This window comes from Pseudomonas sp. YQ_5 (assembly GCF_043103305.1).
In the GTDB taxonomy this organism is placed as follows: domain Bacteria; phylum Pseudomonadota; class Gammaproteobacteria; order Pseudomonadales; family Pseudomonadaceae; genus Aquipseudomonas; species Aquipseudomonas putida_Y.
The window spans coordinates 193,744-210,377 of record NZ_JBICJS010000055.1 but is presented as its reverse complement, the minus strand read 5'-3'; the positions used below and the strand labels follow the sequence as shown (position 1 = coordinate 210,377).

9 protein-coding genes and 2 pseudogenes are annotated in these 16,634 nt (G+C 60.6%); 6 read left to right on the top strand and 5 right to left on the bottom strand.

Annotated features, from left to right (window positions below):
• Together ACF8EA_RS13505 and ACF8EA_RS13500 are read right to left on the bottom strand one after the other, a co-directional pair.
• A complete protein-coding gene (locus ACF8EA_RS13505) occupies positions 1-132 on the bottom strand; it encodes a hypothetical protein (protein WP_392522292.1) in 132 nt (43 codons plus the stop codon).
• On the bottom strand, positions 129-1,022 hold the full coding sequence (locus ACF8EA_RS13500; RefSeq protein WP_392522291.1) for a DUF6708 domain-containing protein: 894 nt from the start codon (positions 1,020-1,022) through the stop codon (positions 129-131). Before ACF8EA_RS13500 ends, ACF8EA_RS13505 begins: the two co-directional genes overlap by 4 nt.
• Before the next feature lie 566 nt (positions 1,023-1,588).
• Here ACF8EA_RS13500 and vasI point away from each other — a divergent pair.
• From vasI to tssM, 3 genes and pseudogenes are all read left to right on the top strand, one after another.
• Positions 1,589-2,080, top strand: a pseudogene (gene vasI / locus ACF8EA_RS13495) (type VI secretion system-associated protein VasI); the annotation flags it as partial.
• Positions 2,068-3,531, top strand: a complete 1,464-nt coding sequence (tssA, locus tag ACF8EA_RS13490; RefSeq protein ID WP_392522289.1) for a type VI secretion system protein TssA — start codon at positions 2,068-2,070, stop codon at positions 3,529-3,531. The pseudogene vasI and the gene tssA, both read left to right, overlap by 13 nt.
• Positions 3,528-7,148 (top strand): type VI secretion system membrane subunit TssM, encoded by a 3,621-nt coding sequence (gene tssM, locus ACF8EA_RS13485; protein ID WP_392522287.1) that lies wholly within the window; start codon positions 3,528-3,530, stop codon positions 7,146-7,148. Before tssA ends, tssM begins: the two co-directional genes overlap by 4 nt.
• Positions 7,149-7,226: 78 nt before the next feature.
• Here tssM and ACF8EA_RS13480 read toward each other — a convergent pair whose 3' ends face one another.
• Positions 7,227-9,086: an ABC transporter ATP-binding protein gene (locus tag ACF8EA_RS13480; protein WP_392522285.1), complete on the bottom strand. Its 1,860-nt coding sequence runs from the start codon at positions 9,084-9,086 to the stop codon at positions 7,227-7,229.
• Between the two features lie 450 nt (positions 9,087-9,536).
• On the opposite strand from ACF8EA_RS13480, the gene dapA reads away from it, so the two are divergent.
• On the top strand, positions 9,537-10,403 hold the full coding sequence (gene dapA, locus ACF8EA_RS13475; protein ID WP_392520037.1) for a 4-hydroxy-tetrahydrodipicolinate synthase: 867 nt from the start codon (positions 9,537-9,539) through the stop codon (positions 10,401-10,403).
• 46 nt (positions 10,404-10,449) lie between these two features.
• On the opposite strand, the pseudogene ACF8EA_RS13470 reads toward dapA, so the two are convergent.
• Positions 10,450-10,659 (bottom strand): annotated as a pseudogene (locus ACF8EA_RS13470) (GNAT family N-acetyltransferase); the annotation flags it as partial.
• A gap of 139 nt (positions 10,660-10,798) precedes the next feature.
• Positions 10,799-12,487 (bottom strand): M24 family metallopeptidase, encoded by a 1,689-nt coding sequence (locus ACF8EA_RS13465; protein WP_392520036.1) that lies wholly within the window; start codon positions 12,485-12,487, stop codon positions 10,799-10,801.
• 78 nt (positions 12,488-12,565) lie between these two features.
• On the opposite strand from ACF8EA_RS13465, the gene ACF8EA_RS13460 reads away from it, so the two are divergent.
• Together ACF8EA_RS13460 and ACF8EA_RS13455 are read left to right on the top strand one after the other, a co-directional pair.
• The gene (locus tag ACF8EA_RS13460) at positions 12,566-14,062 is read left to right on the top strand and encodes a PLP-dependent aminotransferase family protein (RefSeq protein ID WP_392522282.1); all 1,497 of its coding nucleotides are present in this window, start codon (positions 12,566-12,568) and stop codon (positions 14,060-14,062) included.
• A 270-nt stretch (positions 14,063-14,332) separates the two neighbouring features.
• Positions 14,333-15,958: a methyl-accepting chemotaxis protein gene (locus ACF8EA_RS13455; protein WP_392520035.1), complete on the top strand. Its 1,626-nt coding sequence runs from the start codon at positions 14,333-14,335 to the stop codon at positions 15,956-15,958.
• Positions 15,959-16,634: the final 676 nt, after the last annotated feature.

The window sequence follows — 16,634 nt, the reverse complement described above, 5'->3', positions numbered from 1 at the left end:
TCAGCGCTCCAGACGAAAAATTGACAGGGTCTCATTGTCTTCGTCCAGGCCTTGATTGGCGTTGTAGGGATGGATACGCGTTAGCTGCAGGCAGGGTCCGGAGGTAGTGCTGCTGACAGAGGTATCGCTCATGTGCGTTTCCTTTGGGTTGAATGCGCTGGGGCCTCCTCAAATGCTTCGGGAGGCGGTGGCGCTGCTCGGACGTTGAACAGGCGGCAGATGCCATACCAGCAGAGGGCGACGGAGAGGTTGTAGGGGAACAGCACGGCCCAGAACGGCAATTGCCAGTTCTTTTTACCCTGCATTTCACCGGGCTCGCCGGTTCGCCAGGGGGCATAGTGGCGCCAGGCTTCTGCCGGGGTCAGGCAGATGGCGTGAAGTGGCTTGTGCCACCAGTTGGGTTCACCGGGCGGGGGGAGTTTGTCCGGGCCGTGGTCCATGAAGTGGCGCAGGTATTCCCACACTTCGGCGACATGCTTGACGCCGGGTTCGGTGGGTTCGTTGCTGTCCACCCACAGGCAGTCTTTTTGGTGCAGGCTGCCGTCTTCCCGGCGGGGGGCGAAGGCGAGGGCATAGCTGGTGGTGAAGGAGGAGCCGCCGAATTCTGTGCGTTTGAAAATACCGCCTCTTGTGTTATTCCAATCGATAACCATGAGTGTGTTTATGCGTTTGTAATAGATTTTTTTGGTGGCTCTATTGAGGTATATTTCAGAAAGTTTTTTTATTAAGAAAACACGGTAAGCTAAGAATGGAGTAAAAATAAATGGTCCGAGGAGCTGTATTGCAATAAATGCATATGCCCCTTCTTGTTGGTAATTGATTGAGTGGGTGAAAAATCCTGTGTAGGATACAATTGCGATGGCTAAAATCGTGGCGGTATACATCTTGGCCATGAAGACTGAGTCGGAAACCCATGGATTTCTGAGCTGCGCTAATGTAGTGGTTATTTTGCTGATCTGTCCGTGGATCTTTGGTTTGATATAAGTGTTTTCGTGTGGGCTAAATAACCATGTTGTGGCCACAGTGCTACCTCTCGACATGAAGGGTTGAGGTTGAATGAGTGTTGGCGGATAAGCCTTGGTTTGGTAGAAAACTTATTAATAGAGTGCCACTTTTTGCTCTGGCTCTATCGATTCTGTAATGTAGAACAAGGCCTGCGCAAGTTAAGTGGCAGGTCGGCTCAGTCTTTGAGGGGGTTGCCTTGCTGTCGAAGTCCAAGGTGCTTAAGGTGCCATGCCATAAGCTCTGCCCTATAATGAAGTCTTTTAGGAGTACGGTTAGTTCAATGATGGCCATGCCCTCGTCTACATGGCTATGGATGATTGTTGCCCAATCTGGTGTTGGCCACTGATTTTTGATACTCAATCGTGTAGTAAGCCCTTCAAGATTTAGGCGTGCTGTTTGTTCAGTAGTCAGAGCAATGGGGGCGTAGATCTGAGTATGCCAGGCTTCAAGCTCTTCGTTGATATTGGTGAAGCTTGGGAGAAGTTTCTGGTGGTCTAACTTAATCCCAGAACGGATTTCGCCATCGTTCTCTCTTGTGCCAAAAATACTTCTGCTTGCCCAAAGCTCTATCGGAGTATGGAGGCGCTCATGTGCTTCACCGGAGCAGCAGGCCCCCACTGTGTTGCGTGTGATGGCAAATGAAGCTGAACGGGCACCGGATGACCTGACGTTTCGCATCGGGAGCCAGACCCAGGACGGGGCAGGCGCACCAGCGCTTGTGATTTCGGCGCCCGCCATCGCATCGGGTGATGAACATGCTTACATGGCAATCAGTTGCATCCAGGCCATCTCCCGGCTACAGCTGATTGCCAGGCGCCCGATCGAAGCAAGCTGGGTCAAGGTACGGCTGAGCGGGGAGGGCTGGTCTACCCGTGAGACGCCCTGGCAAGTGATGGAGAACGGCCAAGTGCTCGATGCCGGGCGGGGCCTGCCCGCCATCGAACAGATCAGGAAGCTGATCGGTGCCCAGCGTATCGAGGTTGTGAGCGATCACGGTGAGGTCGACGGGCTGATCTTCGATGCTCAAGGCCTGGACCCCTTGATCAGCCGGGCGCGAAGCACATGTCGGTGGTAGCGCAGGTATCCGGGGAAGAGGTCACTCGGTTGCTCGCGCCGATTGATCCGGCAGTTCCGGCTGGCCTGTTCGATGTCGAGGACGAAACCTATCAGGCCATTGATCAGGAGATGGTCAAGCTGGGTGGGCTGCAGGACGCCTCGATCGACTGGGGCTTTATCGATGAAGCGTCCCGTCAGTACCTTAGCGAGCAATGCAAGCACCTGCGAATCGTTGCGCACCTGAGTGCCGCATGGTTGCGTAGCGGCTGCTGGCAGCGGTGGGGATGCACCTTGGCGTTGCTGGCCGGCATGCTCGAGTGCTACTGGGAGGCCGCTCATCCCAAGCCGGGACCGAAAGGCTTCCTTGGCAAGCGCAAGCTGGTTGCCCTGGTGATCAATCGCTTGGCCGAGGCACTCCCGCGTCTTGATCGTTTTACCTACACCCCGACCCACGCAGCGGCAGCGCAGGCTGCCTTGAAACGCCTGCAACAACAGGAAACGGTGCAGCTGGACACGGCAGCACTCGTCGAACTTGAGCGCCTGCTGCGCAAACACTCGGAACTTGCCAACGGTGTTGGCGAGGCTGCTGTGCCCAAAACGCCGGCTGCAACCGAGAAGCCGGCGCCGTTGGCCGATGTCATCGCCACACCCGTGTCACGCATGTCGATGGGCAATGAGCGTGAGACACGGCGGGCCGTGCTGTCCATGGCCGAGCTCATCAACCAGCAGGACCCTTACGACGCTACCGGCTACCAGTTACGGCGTTTCGGTTTGTGGGCGCACATTCAGGTTGCTCCCCAAGTCAGGCAGGGCAACCGTACGGAATTGATGGCGGTTCCACTGGATATCACGCGGGTCTATGAAGAGGCCATTGCCAGTAAGGCGGTTGACCCCGCCTTGCTTCAGCGCATTGAAAAGAGCCTGACGGCTTGCCCCTTCTGGATTCGTGGCAGCTTTCTGGCTGCGACCGTCGCCACACGGTTGGCGATGTGCGAGGTGGCCGAAGCCATCCGTTGTGCCACCGCCCGGTTTGTACAGCGCATGCCGGCGCTGCAGCAGCTGTGCTTCAGCGACGGCATGGTATTTGTCGACGACCAATGCCTGGCCTGGCTCAAGGGCACCCAAGGGCCGTCTGGCCAAGGTGCAACCCCCCAGGAGTTCAGCGGCCTGCGCGAGGAGCTTGTCAGCCAGCTGGAAACCGGTGGCATAGAGCCGCTGCTCCTTCGGCTGCAAGGGCTGCAAGCCGGCTTTCGTGCTCCCCGTGAGCGCTGCCACACCACCGTGATTGCAGCTGATCTGCTGGCTGCGCGGGGTGTGTCCTGGCTGGCCCAGGACCTGTGCGCCAACGTTGCCCGAACCATGCAGCAAACCACCGCCAGTGCGTGGGAGCCCGAGGTGTTTGAGCGGCTTCAGCAGTACGCGGCATCCCCAGTGTTGGCAGTTCAAGACAAGGATCAGGAACCTCGATGAATCAAGTATGGACGCAACTCAAACGTTGGGGCTGGCCGTGGGTAACGCGCATTGGCCTGGCGCTGCCGCTGCTGCTCGGGCTTGGCGCTTTGCTGATGCTGGTCGCCATCTGGTGGCTTGGCCCGCAATGGACGTGGCGTGATCAGCAGCCGCTGGCAAGTGTGGCTCATCGCAGCGTGGCAAGCCTGTTACTCGTGCTGGTGCCGCTTCTGTGCTGGCTTGGGGTACTGCGCACGCGCTTTCGCCGCCTGCAAGCGGAGCGCCGCCAGGCACTGGCCGCCGAACAGGATGTCGCGCTACCGTTCGTGCAGGCGCAAGAGCGGGCCTTGAGCCAGGGGCTTGAGCGGTACCTCGACAATGCCGGTGGGCGACGCGCGTTGTACCGGCTGCCTTGGTACCTGGTGTTGGGCGACGAACAGTCCGGTAAAAGCAGCTTCATCGACCGCACCGATCAGCGCTTTACCCTGACGCGTATCGACCAGGCCCAGGCGCGGGGCCGACAGGCTGAAGCACTGGCCTACCCGGTAGGCTGGTGGGTCAGCGACGATGCCGTGATTATCGACCCGCCCGGTGTTTTCATCAGTCAAGAACCACTGGCGGGCTCGGCGGCCAACGATCCCTCTGACGCCTCCGCGCCGCCCGGCATCCAGGCCCGGTTGTGGGAGCACCTGTTGGGCTGGCTGCAGCGAAAGCGAAGCCAGCGGGCGCTCAATGGTGTGTTGTTGGTGGTCGACCTGCCGGCGCTGCTGCATGGCAAGCCCGAGCAGCGTGTCGCGCTGGCCCATGGGTTGCGCACCCGCCTGTACGAAGTGAGTAGTCAGTTGGGGGCGCGCCTGCCGCTGTACGTGGTACTGACCAAATTCGATCTGCTGGACGGCTTCGACCAGTTCTACAGCCAGCTTCCGGCCGCCAAGCGTGAAAGCCTGTTGGGGTTCACCTTCAAGCTGGATGCGGTTGACGCGTTTGACGCCTGGCTGGATGAGTATGACGAGCACTACGGGCGGCTTCTCACCCAATTGCATGAGCAGGTCATCGACCGGCTGGATGTACTGGGCAAGACAGCACCGTGCGGGCGCCTGTTCTCACTGTATGCACAGTTGATCGGGTTGCGCCCCATACTGCAGGCATTCCTGCGCGAAACCTTGGCGAGTGACCGGTTCACCACGACCCCCCTGGTACGTGGTGTGTACTGGTCGTCAGTGGTACAGCAGGGCGACATGCGCAATGCCTTTGTCCGTGAAGCGGCTCAGCCCTACACGACGAAGCTTCCCCTGCGTGAAGGTAAAGCGCAGGGGAAGGCGTTGGTCTATTTCATCCAGCAAGCATTCAAGCGGGTTATATACCAGGAAGCCGGGCTGGCGGGCGACAATGTTCGGGTTGCGCGCAGCAAGCGCCACTTACTGTGGGTGGGCTCTGGTGTAGGCATCCTGGCGTTCAGTATCGCCATTGCCAGCTGGCAGCGTTACGCCGATATCAATGGCGCCAAGGCTGCCAGTGTGCTCGCCAAAAGCCAGGAGTACAGCGGTCACGAAGTCGATATGCGTCTTGATCCGACCGGGCGCAACCTGCTGGAGCCACTGGACCAGATTCGCGACGCGGTGGCGGTGTTTGGCGACTATCGTGCAGCCTGGCCGGTGGTTGCCGATTTGGGTTTGTATCAAGGGCGCAACATTGGTCCCTTGGTTGATGAGGCGTACCTCAGCTTGTTGTCGAAACGTTTTTTGCCGGCCTTGGCCAGTGGTGTGATCGATGCCATGAACGCAGCACCACCTGGCAGCGAGCAACAAATGGCCGCGCTCAGGGTTTACCGGATGATCGAGGACCGTAACAGCCGCCGGCCCGAATGGGTCGAGGACTGGATGGCCCGTCAGTGGCAACGCGCCTTTCCTGGCCAGGGGCAGCTGCAGCGTGACCTCATGCAGCACCTGAAATACGCCTTGGCCTATGCCGATACCGATTTGCCGCAGTACCGCCAGCGGGTCAGCGAAGTGCAGCAGACGTTGCGCGAATTGCCGTTGCCACAGCGGATCTATGCAGGGCTGAAACAACAATCGTACCAGCAGTTGCACGCCGGGCTGGACCTGCGCCACCAGGTAGGGCCTGCGTTCGATGTGGTGTACCAGCCGTCTTCCGGGTCCAGGCAAGGGGATGAGGATGTAAGGCTGGCCGCCATGCTCACCGCCAAAGGTTTCAGGGAATACTTCGCGCCGCGCAGCCAGCAGTTCGCTGAAATGGCGATGGTTGATCAATGGGCATTGGGGGAGCGCAGTCAACTCGACTATTCGGACGTTGACCGCGATGCGCTGACCGAGCGGCTTTATAACCTCTACAGCGCCGATTATATTGACAGCTGGCGGCGCGCCCTGAACGCTTTTACGGTGGCTGACTTCCGTGATCTGGACCATGGTGTTGCGGTCCTGGAGCAGTTGACCGGCCCCGCAGCACCGTTGCAACGGCTGCTGGATACGGTCAGGGATAACACCTCGCTTGCGTCTCCTGCAGTTGTTGAATCACCGGGTGAGCTGAGTACGCTGCGGGTAGCAACCGGAAAACCCGAGCAACAGCAAGCGTTGGCCATCCAGCGGGCGTTTGCAGGCTTGGGCGCCATGCTGCAGGCGACAGGAGAAAAGCCGAGCTACTACGATGAAACCCTGGGCGCTGTTGCGGCCGTGCTGGACTACGCCAAGGCCGTACAGGACAGCCCGGAGCGCGGCAAGGCCGCGTTGCAAGCCGTGCATCAGCGCTTTGCGATGACAGGGCAGGACCCGATCGGCACCCTGCAACGTGTTGCCACAGGTTTACCGGAGCCCATCAGCCACCAGGTAAGAAAGCTCGCCGACCAGACTGCCCAGGTGCTGAACGTTGAAGCACTGCGCGAACTGGAGCGACGTTGGGATGCTGACGTGTACAGTTTTTTCCAGCAACGCCTGGCAGGCCGCTACCCCTTTGTGGTGAAGGCACCCGATGCTTCTTTGGATGACTTCGAGGCGTTCTTCGGGCCGAAAGGGCGCCTGCAGCAGTTTAATGATCGGTATCTCAAGGTTTTCCTGAAGGACAACCTTGAGGCCTTGCAGTCCACTCAGCACGGGCAATCCCTGATTCGTGCCGACGTAATCGAGCAGCTCGAGCTGGCGGATCGCATTCGCGAAACCTTCTTCGATCAGCGTGGCAAGCTGAGTGTGCAGTTCAGCATCGAGCCCTTGGGGCTCAGTGCGAACCAGCGTACCAGCCTGCTGGACCTGGATGGCCAGTTGATTGCCTACACCCATGGGCCAAGCCATATCACGGGTATTGTCTGGCCCAATACCCTGGGGCAGCAGGTCCGTAGCAATCTCACCTTGCTAAGGCAAAATGGCAACAGCAGCAGCCTGGAATACCGTGGCCCGTGGTCAATGTTCCGCTTGCTCAGCCGCGGCGCGCTCAATGGCCGGACTGCGACCAGCGTGGATCTGAGCTTCAGGACCGGAGATGGCGTGATGCGCTATCGGCTTAACGCTGAAAAAGCCTTCAATCCCATTACCCAGCAACCATTCAAAGGCTTCCGCTTGCCCCGAGGCTTGCTGCAACAGCCAGCCAGTGTGGTGCAGGCAGTGCTATCGGATGGGCAGCGACCGTGAGCATCGTCAGGGGCGCAGTTGATTGACTGGGCAAGCTTTCGAAGCCTGGGTATGCGCTGGCTGCCCCCCGACCTTTGCTTACTCCACAGCCTCGGCCACGCCCTGATCCTCACCCAGGAATCCGCCACTCTGATGCTGCCACAACCGTGCATAGGTACCGTTTTTCGCCAACAGTTCGGCATGGGTGCCTTGCTCGATGATGCGCCCTTCATCCATCACGATCAGCCGGTCCATGGCGGCGATCGTCGACAACCGGTGGGCGATGGCGATAACGGTCTTGCCTTGCATCATTTCATCCAGGCTCTCCTGAATGGCCACTTCCACCTCCGAGTCCAGCGCGCTGGTGGCTTCGTCAAGCAGCAGGATCGGTGCGTTCTTCAGCATCACCCGGGCAATTGCAATGCGCTGGCGCTGGCCACCAGACAGCTTGATGCCGCGTTCACCCACCAGGGTGTCGTAACCGCTGTTGCCCTGGCGGTCGCTGAGCTGGCTGATGAAACCATCGGCCTGGGCACTGGCCGCAGCGGCGCGGATTTGTGCTTCGGTGGCATCGGGGCGGCCATAGGCAATGTTGTCGCGAATCGAACGGTGCAACAGCGAGGTGTCCTGCGTGACCATGCCGATGGCGCTGCGCAGGCTATCCTGCGTGACCTTGGCGACGTTCTGACCGTCGATGCGTATTTCCCCCTTGTCCACGTCGTAGAAGCGCAGCAACAGGTTGATCAAGGTGGACTTGCCGGCGCCGGAGCGGCCGACCAGGCCGACTTTCTCGCCCGGACGAATGTGCAGCGTCAGCTCATTGAGCACCTGGCGCTCACCGTTGTAGTTGAAACTGACCTTGTCGAAGCTCACCGCGCCACCCGTGGTGACCAGCTCTGCAGCACCCGGCACATCCTGCACCTTGGGGCCGCGGGTGAGGGTGGCCATACCGTCCTGCACGGTGCCGATGTTTTCGAACAGCGAGGTAATTTCCCACATGATCCAGTGCGACATACCGTTGACGCGCAAGGCCATGGCGGTGATTGCCGCCACGGCCCCGGTGCCGACCTGGCCCTGGTGCCACAGCCACAGTGCATAGCCACCGGCACCAAAGATCAAGCCCACCACCAGCGCCTGGTTGACGATTTCGAATTGGCTCACCAGGCGCATCTGGCGAAAACCGGTCTGCTTGAAGTCTTCCATGGCTGCGCGCGCAAAGTGCGCTTCGCGGTTGGAGTGCGAAAACAGTTTCACCGTGGTGATGTTGGTGTAAGCGTCAGAAACCCGCCCGGTCATCGACGACCGGGCATTGGCCTGCTCCTGGCCGACCTTGCCCAACCGGGGTACGAAATACAGCATGGCCAAACCGAACAGCACGACCCAGGCAATGAAGGGCAGCATCAGTTTCAGGGCAAAGCCGCCGGCCAGGGCAATGATCGCGATGAAATACACGCCAATCCCGGGCAGGATTTCGATAAGGGTGAACAGCACATCGCGCACTGCCAGTGCCGTCTGCATCACCTTGGTAGTGACCCGACCAGAAAACTCGTCAGAAAAGAACGACAAGCTCTGGCGCAACATCAGCCGGTGAAAGTCCCAACGCAACCGCAGCGGTAGGTTGATCGCCAGCACCTGGTGCTGAACCATGGTGCGCAGTGCCACCAGTCCGATGCTGACCAGCAGGACGATGCCGATACCCCACAGCACTCGGCTTTCCTCGGGGCTAACAGTACCGCCGGCCTGCCAGGACGCGAGCAGGTCGACCACCTGACCGAGGAACGCGAACAGCCAGGCTTCGTATATCGACACCCCGGCACTGAGCAGTGCCAGCGCCAGCGCCAGGATGTAGCCACGGGCGCCGCGGGTACAAGCCCACATGAAGCGCAACAGGCCAACGGGCGGCGGTGGTACCTCGTCGGGTGGGAAAGGGTCGAGCCTACGTTCAAAGATACGCAGCATGTTTGTCTCCGAAAAAACGGTTTTTGCTTAACCGGTAACCATACAGCACATCAAAGCATTCGCCTGTAGGTAGACGCCGCTGAAGCAGGTCCGTGTGGCTGGCGCCTGAAACCCACTGCATTGCTATAGCGGTGAAGCAAGGCCTGATTTGAAGCGTGCGACTGCGGGCTTGCCTGTGGCGACTTTTCCCGCCATTATCCAGCCATACCTACGCAACGGGCTTGCCAGCATGTCCACATCCAACCACGCCATTTCCGCTTCGGGCTTCATCGCCCAGGCAGACGCGTGCGTTGCCGTTGCCAAGAAATCCAAGAAACAGCCGCTCATCTGACCGAGGCGCGCTGTCTCGTCAGGTGGGCTGACGAGACAGAAGGCGCCAGGTATCCCTGCCACCACTTCCACTCTTCGCCCTGCTGACGCTGACTTTCGGTCAACATCAGGAGTTTTTGCATGTCGAATTTCCGTGGTATCTGGATCGCCCTCGTCACGCCAATGCGCGCTAATGAAATTGACTTCCCAGGCCTGGAAAAGCTGGTGAAGAAGCTGCTCGAAGACGGTGTGACCGGTTTTGTGGTGTGTGGGACCACGGGTGAGGCGGCGGCGCTGTCCAAGGCCGAGCAACTGGCGGTGCTGGATGCCATGCTGGCCTGGGTGGAGCCTGGCAGGGTGGTGATGGGCCTGTCAGGTTACAACCTGCGTGAGTTGCTGGCCTTCCAGGCTGAAATCCAGCAGCGTGACATTGGCGGGCTGCTGGTTCCCGCACCTTGCTACATTCGCCCTTCGCAGGCTGGTATCGAAGCCTTCTTCGCCACCGTGGCCGATGCCGCATGCGTGCCGGTAATCGTCTACGACATTCCCTACCGCACCGGCGTGCGCATCGAACGCGAAACCCTGCGCCGTATCGTGCGCCATCCACGCATTGCGGCGGTGAAAGACTGTGGCGGTGACAGCGAGACGACCATGGCCCTGATCGAAGACGGCCACGCCCAGGTGCTGGCCGGTGAAGATCTGCAAATCTTCAATAACCTGTGCCTGGGTGGGGCAGGGGCCATTTCGGCCTCCGCACATGTGCGCGCCGACCTGTACGTACGCATGGTGCAGCAGGTCGACAGCGGCGATTGGGCCGCCGCGCGTGGCACGTTCTACCAGTTGCTGCCCTGGATCAAGGTGGCCTTTGCCGAGCCCAACCCGGCTGTGGTCAAGGCGGCGTTGCAGCTGCAAAGCCTGATTGCAGACGAGCTGCGCGAGCCCATGCAGGCGTGCACGGATCCCACCCGAAGCAAGCTGCAAAGCGTGCTGTGTTCACTCGACGCGTGAAGCGGCTGCGGTTGATGGCGGGTTGAAAAGCAGCCACGCTCTGGGCCTGGGCCGGCAGGCGCTTTTCCACCGGCTGATACACCAGCCCGGCAAACTCACCCACGTTGCCTGCCAGGGTGAAGCCGTAGCGTTGGTAGGCGGGTACAGAAGACAATGACGCCTTTACCGTCACCACCTCAGCTCTGGCATGCTCCAGTGCCGCGTTCATCAGGCGCTTGCCTATGCCCTGGCGTTGCAGGCCTGGTGCAATGAACAACCCTGGGGGAGGTTGTCAGGGGTGAGAGCGCGTACTTGCGTGGTAATCGTCCTTGTCTGGTTGCCAACTTTAACCTGGTTCAAGGGCCGAGCCTGAGGCATTAACCCGAAGCACACAGCGTGTGCGTTGATTGGCGGCATCAAGCTGCCGTGGCAGCGCCCGGCTTGCGTTCGCCAATCAGGATGTCTTCGAAGAATGCCCCGACAGGTTCGGTAGGGTGGCACAGCTGTATCTCCAGCACCCACACCACCTCGCTCGGGACAATCTCCACCTCGGCCAGCTTGTCCTGGCTATACAACACATGCGGGAAGTCGGCGATGCGATGCCCGGCCAGGTTGCGCTCCAGCTGCCAACCTTTGGCCTGGGCACTGCGCTCGGCGAAGTCATACAGTTCACGCCCGGTCAACCCGCGACCCCAGGCCTGACGGGTCTCGTCGAACACTTCATGCAGTGCCTTCACGCAGGCGTGGTGCAAAGCGTGCTGGCCAAACACGAAGGTATCGCCATAGTCACCTTCATAGCCATCCCATACCGGCCCAACGTCGACCACGACAATGTCCGTGGTACGTAGCACACGTTGAAGGTCAATGCCTTGCCGTGGCGTACGCACGGTATCGTCGCCAAAACGGATGTAGGTGGGGTGCCAGGTGTGTGAGGCGCCCATCGCCTGCAGGGTATGCGCGGCCATCTCCAGGGCCTGGGCGGTGGTCATGCCGACCTGCAGTTGGCTGGCAATGGCGGCCACGGCCCGTACCGACTGCTCGCGGGCCGCGAGCATGCCGTCCAGCGAATAACGTGGGCCGACCTTTTCCAGCTTAGGGTGCAGCGTGCTGGCTGCTGAAGCCTGCGTTGTCAGTGCACCGCTGGCGACAAAGGCCTCGGCCACAAAACGATGGGGCTGTACCCCTGCCGCAAGGCATTGCTCGCGGGCCTGGGTGATCATCGTGGCATTGCCGCAGGCATAGACCTGGGCTTCGTCCCACCGATGCGTCTGGCTGAGCGCCACCTGCTGTATACGTGCCTGGGCCGAGAGCACCGGTTGCCAGCGAAAGTGCGGGTGCACACGGCTGGACACATCGAGAAATTCGCGGTCATAGAAATCCGCCGGCGAAGAGCCGCCCCAGTACAGCGTGACTTCGGCATCGCCGGCCAAGGCCGTCAGCAGCAGCGGCTTGATGCCGGCGTAACCTGTGCCGGTGGCGAAAAGGATCAGCGGGCGCTGGTCATCGTGCTGCCAGGTACAGGCGCCCAGCGGGCCTTCGAGCTTTACCGTTGCACCTGCTTGCAGGGTGGGCAGCAAGCCTTCGGTGAACAGGCCACCGCTGACCTTGCGGATGTGAAACACCAGTTGCCCTTGTTCCTGGGCAGGCAGGTTGGCAATGGAGAAACAGCGGCTGTCGCCGTTGTCCAACTGAAACCGCATGTACTGGCCCGCCCGCACGTCCAGCGGCTGAGCAGGCTGCAACACCAGCTCGACGATATCTGCGCTCAGCGCGCGCTTGCCAACCACCTGTGCCTGGGTTTCCAGTGCCGGGGCGTCCAGTGACCAGCCGGGTATTTCCAGGCGCATGTCGCTGCAGGCGTGGCTCTGGCACAGCAACATCTCGTCGGCGGCCAGGGGGTAGGAAGGCGGCGGTGTGTCCACATCCCGTTGCTTGTCCTGATGGTGCCCCGACACCACCTTGACCCTGCACGAGCCGCAGGCGCCGCGGCGGCAGGAGAAGGGTACCGGCAGGCCGCTGGCGAGCATGGCATCGAGCAGCAACTCCTGGCTGGCTTCGAAGGTTTTGCCCGAGGGCGACAATTCAATGACGTGGCGGCTTTGCATGAACACCTCGGGGCAAATGGAGGTTCGATTGTTGCTATAGTCCAGGACCAGCAGAACCTCCAGTTTTGGATATTTCGTATGGTCCAGCTTCGTAAATGGCAGCCTCTGCTCAAGCTCGATGGGGCGCAAGCTTCGTACCGGCAGATCGTCGAAGGGCTGGTGGCCGCAATCAGCGAGGGTCGCCTGCGCCCTGGCACGCCGTTGCCGGGCACGCGGGAGATGGCGCAACTGCTGAACGTCAATCGCAAGACCGTGATCCTTGCTTATGAGGAAGCCGAAACCAAGGGTTGGCTGCAAAGCGTGCAACGCCGGGGCACCTTCGTCAGCCAGCAACTGGCGCCAGGCACCGCGGCCGTGCCCGGTACCGTGCGGCCTTTTGCTCTGGCGCTGCCAGAGGAGCCTGCCGTTGCCTACTTCAAGGCGAACGAACAGGCTGTAGCGCAGCAAGGGCGGCCAGGGGCCTTGTTCTTCGACAACGGCGCCTGTGACCACCGCCTGCTGCCACAGGCTGTACTGCACCGTTATTACCGCAATGCCTTGCGCAGCAGCTTCACCAGCAACAGCGTGCGCCATGGCAGCGAGTGCAGCAGCCGCAATCTGCGCAGCGCCCTGGCCGATATGCTGCGGCACAATCGCAGCCTGAACGTTGGCGCCGAGCATATCTGCCTGACCCAAGGGGTGCAGATGTCGCTGTCCCTCGTGGCCAGTGTGTTGCTCAAGCCGGGTGACGTTGTGCTGGTCGAGCGCCTGAGTTACCCCCCAGCGTGGGAGATCTTCCGTCAGTTGGGTGCCCACCTGGTGACCGTGGAGCTGGACCATGAGGGTTGCCGGGTCGACCAGCTCGATGCCCTGTGCCGGCAGCACAAGGTGCGGATGATGTACATAACGCCCCATCATCAGTTCCCGACTACGGTCAGCCTGCCAGCCGGGCGCAGGCAACAGCTGCTGGAGCTGGCGCGCCAGCATGCCTTTTGCGTGGTCGAAGAAGATTACGACTACGAGTACCACTTTGCCGGGCGGCCCTATCTGCCGTTGGCCAGCGACCGCCAGCAACGGCACGTGATCTACATCGGCTCACTGTCCAAGCCTTTGGGCAGTACGTTCCGTTGCAGCTATATCGTGGCACCGGTGGAAGTGACAACCGTGCTGGAGCGCAGGGCGATGCTAACCCAGGGGCAGGGCGATGCAGTCATGCAGCAGATGTTGGCGGACCTGATCAATGATGGCGAGCTGAAGAAACACTTGCGCCGGGTCAACCGCGAGTACCGGCGCCGGCGTGAGACCTTGTTGGGGTGCTTGCGCGATGCGTTTGGCGAACAGATCAGCGTGCAGGCGCCAGAAGGTGGCCTGGCGCTGTGGGTGAGGTTTGCCGATGAGATCAATGTGGATCAGTTGGTCGACAAAGCGCTGGAACGGGACCTGGTGGTGCGCAGTGGGCGACAGTTTTCACCGTTTGGCCATGCCGAGAATGCCTTGCGCCTGGGGTTTGCTTCGCTGGATGCGGATGAGATTCGGCAGGCGACCCAACGCCTGGCAGACGCCGCAAAAGCGATTGGCAAGGCGCGGTGGCTGTAGGCATGGCCTTCTGTCGCGACAGGGGATGGCACGGGCTTCGCCCGTGTTCGCGGGCAAGCCCGCTCCCACAGTGATCGCGGTGGGCTCAGGATTTGTGCAGGAGGGTTACGCCCCCAAGGGGCGCGAGGCCTCTGGGCCTCAACGCATTCCGTTCGGTTACCGCACATAACCGTATCTCGGCGCCTCAAGCCTGCGCCAGTACCTCCGATAGCAGCACACCCACCCTCGAATCATCGATCAGAAGTGGTGCCAACAAGGAGTACTGCCCGCATGCTTGCAAACCTGAAAATTCGCACCGGAATGTTCTGGGTGTTGTCGCTGTTCAGCCTGACCCTGCTGTTTTCGACTGCCAGTGCCTGGTGGGCTGCCATGGGTAGCGACCAGCAGATCACTGAACTGGACCAGACTGCGCACCAGTCGGACCGGTTGAACAATGCGTTGCTGATGGCGATTCGCTCCAGCGCCAATGTGTCTTCGGGCTTTATCGAGCAGTTGGGTGGCCATGACGAGAGTGCAGGCAAGCGCATGGCGCTGTCGGTGGAGCTGAACAACAAGAGCCAGGTGTTGGTCGACGAATTTGTCGAAAACGCCCGCGAACCCGCCCTTCGCGGGTTGGCAACCGAGCTGCAGGCAACCTTTGCCGAATACGCCAAGGCGGTGGCCGGGCAGCGTGAAGCGACTCGCCAGCGTTCGCTGGAGCAGTATTTCAAGGTCAACAGCGATGCCGGTAATGCCATGGGGCGGCTGCAAACCCTGCGCCAGCAACTGGTGGGCACACTGAGCGAGCGCGGCCAGCAAATCATGCTCGAGTCGGACCGGCGTCTGGCCCGGGCACAATTGCTGAGCGTGTGCCTGCTGGGCATGACCGTGGTGCTGGCGGTGCTGTGCTGGGCTTTCATTGCCCAGCGTGTGTTGCACCCACTGCGTGAAGCCGGTGGGCATTTCCAGCGCATTGCCAGTGGCGACCTGAGTGTGCCGGTGCAAGGGCAGGGTAACAACGAGATCGGTCAACTGTTCCATGAGCTGCAGCGCATGCAGCAAAGCCAGCGCGACACCCTTGGGCAGATCAACAACTGTGCCCGGCAGCTGGACGCCGCTGCCACGGCGTTGAACGCGGTCACCGAGGAAAGCGCCAACAACCTGCGTCAGCAGGGGCAGGAGCTGGAGCAGGCCGCGACTGCCGTGACCGAAATGACCACAGCAGTGGAGGAGGTTGCGCGCAACGCGATCACCACCTCGCAAACCACCAGTGAGTCCAACCAGCTGGCCGCGCAAAGCCGCCGGCAAGTCAGTGAAAACATAGACGGCACCGAAGCCATGACCCGCGAAATCCAGACCAGCAGTGCGCACCTGCAGCAGTTGGTGGGGCAGGTGCGGGACATCGGTAAGGTGCTGGAAGTGATCCGCTCGGTGTCCGAGCAAACCAACCTGCTGGCGCTCAACGCTGCCATCGAGGCGGCCCGTGCCGGTGAGGCCGGGCGCGGCTTTGCGGTGGTGGCGGATGAGGTGCGCACACTGGCCTACCGCACGCAACAATCGACCCAGGAAATCGAGCAGATGATCGGCAGCGTACAGGCGGGGACCGAAGCTGCGGTGGCTTCCATGCAGGCCAGCACCAACCGCGCCCAGTCGACACTGGACGTGACTCTGGCCTCGGGGCAAGTGCTGGAGGGCATCTACAGTGCGATCGGCGAAATCAACGAGCGCAATCTGGTCATTGCCAGTGCGGCCGAAGAGCAGGCTCAGGTGGCGCGGGAAGTAGACCGCAACTTGCTGAACATCCGCGAACTGTCGAACCATTCCGCGGCAGGTGCGCAGCAGACCAGCGAGGCGAGCAAGGCGTTGTCGGGGCTGGTGGGGGAGATGACGGCGTTGGTGGGGCGGTTCAAGGTTTGAGCCGCTGCGCCTGCGTGGAACATTAAGATAAGGTTAAACTTATTCAAAGTTCCCTTTGCGGGTTGACTTCGATACTACGCTTGAATAAAGTTCGACCGCCCCGAGCGCGGGGCCTTTTTTCCCTTCACTGAAGAATTCAATGGACACAGTATCTAGTCGCTGTCTGACCCCTGCCGTATGGCCCGGTCAGGCACTTGAACCGGAACACCGGTCCCGACACCCCGGTCGGGCAAGCCGCGCCAGAGCCTGATGCTCCGCTGTGACTTGCCGCCGCCGGTGTTGGCCGGTTGGAGGCAAGCTCATGAACCTCACTTCATTCGTTTCACATCGCCAGCCTGCGTGCCTTGCGCCACAGCAGGCCCGCGCCTGGCCGCTGCGTCTGCACGGCTATCTTGACCACCACCAGGACCCCCCCAGTAGGTGCGGGGTGCTGTCGCGTCTTCATGCACGCTTGAGCCTCCGCACTTCTCACTGAATAACAGATATTAAACGGTATCTTTTTGCTCGGACTTTTCACGTTAAAAGTTCGCGGGATAACTATTGCCCTGTGTTTATTAAAAGGGATTAAACCATGGATTGCGCGAGTAGAAAGTTCGCTGCCGAAACAACTTCCGACTCTCGGCAGCGGACAGACAACTGTCGGAAAGAACCAGCATTATTCAGCGACCCGACATGC